At 42.8% G+C, this 3,269-nt stretch carries 2 protein-coding genes and 1 tRNA gene; all 3 read right to left on the bottom strand.

Annotated elements, in window-relative coordinates; translation table 11 throughout:
- Positions 1–415 precede the first annotated feature (415 nt).
- The 3 genes from PX481_RS02760 to PX481_RS02770 all read right to left on the bottom strand — a co-directional run bounded on the left by PX481_RS02760 (position 416) and on the right by PX481_RS02770 (position 3,262).
- Complete coding sequence (locus tag PX481_RS02760) at positions 416–601, bottom strand: hypothetical protein (RefSeq protein WP_002759041.1); 186 nt, start codon at positions 599–601, stop codon at positions 416–418.
- 533 nt (positions 602–1,134) lie between these two features.
- Entirely contained in the window at positions 1,135–3,057 is a 1,923-nt protein-coding gene (locus tag PX481_RS02765; RefSeq protein WP_288023186.1) for a S9 family peptidase, read from the bottom strand.
- 131 nt (positions 3,058–3,188) lie between these two features.
- A tRNA-Pro gene (locus PX481_RS02770) sits at positions 3,189–3,262 on the bottom strand.
- Between the last annotated feature and the right edge of the window lie 7 nt (positions 3,263–3,269).

Here is a 3,269-nt window from a genome sequence, read left to right on the forward strand (position 1 = left end):
AGCTCAGCATCCCTATAAAACTCAAATCTTGGACTTCCATTCCTGCAAAACCCAATGGGCAACTCGTTCACTCTATTTTGAGGGACAGAAGCGAAATCAATTCTGTATCCTACACTACCGTTTGAATTTGGAATTGCTGATAAACACGAGATTCCTTACGAGTTTCAAGGTGCGAAGCTGCAAAGAATTATCGTTACCATTACCGATGATATTATACTAAATCCGTTGAGTAAAGGCTAGTTATGAGGAGAGGCAAAAGGCAACCCCCCCGACGTCGGGGGGTTGATTCATAGTAGGGTTGATTCATGAATCAACCCTACCTTGATCCCCCCTTAATCCTAGGGCGTTGACAATCCCCGCACTAAAGCGACGGGGATTCTTGGTTCAAAGAGATTACTTGCGTAAAATCGGTCAACTAGAAATGACGGGAAACGATTTTTTCGATGGTTGCTTGGGTGTCCTGCAGCAGTTTCTCGCGACTATCGCTAGTATTAGTCAGACTAGGCACGAGATTACGAGCTTGTAAAGCCATGTGAAGCTGTAGTTGAGCTACATACTCGCGGATATCTTCACGGGTTTCCGATTGGTTAGGATGAAACATAGAGAAACTGGAAAGGTCTGTCTAGCTGATGGTGTCTTGTCGACAACTCCTATACAAGTTATCACGAGAGCTTAGGTTCCAGTCAAGGGTCGGCCGCAACTCTACACATTTCTCAACACAACTTATCTCTCTTTCATCAATCTAAGAGAGTTAAAAGGAGAAGAAAAGCCTGAAACCGATACAGAGACTATGGTTAAGCCTAGACCCGCCCAACGGTCAAATCTGTAGATATTTACTGTGAATTGTCCAAAAACTTATTTTGAAAAGCGAGATGCGCCTTTTAAGCATCTCCACATCAGCTTAATAAGCGAGCTTAATAGAAGTAGTTAGGGTTTGCGGCAAAAAGTTTTTCGTGGGGACAGGGGGGTTGGGGGGGTTTTGCCTTTTGCCTGTTGCCTGTCTTCATAAGTAGCATATGCTCAACGGATTTAGTATTACTTGTGCAACAATGGTAATTCACCTCAGACAGTGATGCAATTCAGACTTGAATTGGCCTCAGCGCCTCTCGAACCTAGGAAATTAATTTGGCACGACTACTTAATTTCTACGGGTTCTAAATTATCAGCAGGAGTAAAACCAAAGAGACGGGAATAAAAATAAAATTCTGCATCTAATGCTCGTTTTATCGATTCAGCTTGACGAAATCCATGTTGTTCTCCCGCAAAGGGAACGTAAGCGACGGGTAAACCTTTTGCTTTTAAAGCTTGTACCATCATTTCCGCTTGATTGGGTGGAACCACTCGGTCTTCTAAACCTTGGAAAAAGATCACTGGACAGGATAACTGACTGGTAAAATGAATAGGCGATCGCTGATAGTAAATTTCCTTTTCTTCAGGATAAAGTCCCACCAATTTATCTAAATATCTCGACTCGAATTTATGGGTATCGGTGGCTAAAACCTCTAAATCACTAACTCCGTAATAACTAGCTCCTGCTTTAAAAGTATCATGAAAAGTTAAGGCCGCTAAAGTTGTATAACCGCCGGCGCTGCCTCCGGAAATTGCCAATCTTTCCCCATCGACTAATCCCTGATTAACCAAATATTTTGCCCCGTTGATGCAGTCTTCCACATCGACAATTCCCCAATTTCCCAGCAAACGCTGACGATATTGACGACCATAACCCGTACTACCGCCATAATTAACATCTAGATAGCCAAAGCCGCGACTGGTCCAGTATTGCACTCGCAGACTTAAACTAGAGGTAGCCGCGGCCGTCGGTCCACCGTGACTTTTGACTAAAAGGGGCGGTAATTCGCCATTGGGGGCGGTATAATCGGGGTTTTTGGGGGGATAATACCAAGCAGATGCAGTTAGTCCCTGACTGGTGGGAAAAGCAATCATTTCCGGAATCGAGAAATAATCGCTAGAAATAGTTAAATTACTGGAAGATTTGAGGACTTCTCTCGTTCCTGTGGCTAAATCCACTGAGATAACCGCCGTTACTTCCTTGAAAGAACCGCCAATAAAAACTATTTTGTTATCGCTAACTTGTAGGGAAGAAATGTTAGTATCAGCAGTGATAATTTCTTGGAATTCTCGATTAACAGTATCGATACTTCCTAAATACCAACGACCATCTTTTGTATAGCTACAAATAATCTTTGATTCCCCAGCAAAGCCGTAGTTAGATAAACCAAAAACCCAATGAGGATAGGCAAATTCAGCCTCTATCGGTTCGAGAACTGGTTCGATTTGTTCATCGTAGTTAAAGCAATAAAAGTTCCAGAAATTATTGCGATCGCTGGTAAAATATAAATGTTGATCGGCGGACCAGTGCGGTTCACACACCGACTCATTTTCACCACCAGCAATGACCCGAATATTACTCAAATAAAGATGATTAATATCGGCCACCCAGAGAAAAGAACTATCCCAGGGCATATTAGGATGATTCCAACTAATCCAAGCTAATCGAGAACCGTCGGCACTTAAGCGAGGAGAGGTATAAAAATCATCGCCTGATACTAAAGTTTCTATGTTTCCTGTATCCACATCGATGCTGACAATACTATTAACTGGTTCTCGATCTTTTTGGCTATGATCTTCACAAACACAGATTAAACGATTGCCAAATTGATTGAGAATTAAATCCGCATAACGACAGGAATTTTCTGGGGTTAGAGGTTGGGGGAAACTATCAGCAGTTTGGCGATAAATTCTTTGGTCAGCAAAATTACAAAAATAGATAATTCCGGCAACAATTAGATAGGAACCTCCCCCGTATTCATGGACACGAGTTCGCACATTAAAAGGCCCTGGAGTGATGTCTGTAGTTGTGCCGTCGGGGTTTAATTTAACTAAAACATTTCGCCCCTTTTCCTGTGGTCTGCCTTCTAACCAATAAATATCTTCTCCATCTAGGGTTACACCACCAAGACTAATCGATGCTGCCACAATTAGATCGGAGGTAATCGGTGATTTCCAGGAACCGTAAGCTGATATTTGATGAGACATTTTCGACTAAAGCAGTGATTCTAATGGTGAACTAACTTGATCAGGAACGCTGATAAATTAAGAGAATTCCGAGTAAACAGGACAAGGTAGGGATTGGTTGCATCCCTACCTAACTCTCTGTTTTTCTGCAATCGGAGCGGCGGGATTCGAACCCACGACCCCTACTACCCCAAAGTAGTGCGCTACCAAGCTGCGCTACGCCCCGATATTGA

This window comes from Microcystis sp. M53603_WE2, from assembly GCF_030065435.1.

Coding starts and splice junctions, on each gene's coding strand:
- PX481_RS02760 (WP_002759041.1), bottom strand. CDS start 601: ATGTTTCATCCTAACCAATCGGAAACCCGTGAAGATATCCGCGAGTAT.
- PX481_RS02765 (WP_288023186.1), bottom strand. CDS start 3,057: ATGTCTCATCAAATATCAGCTTACGGTTCCTGGAAATCACCGATTACC.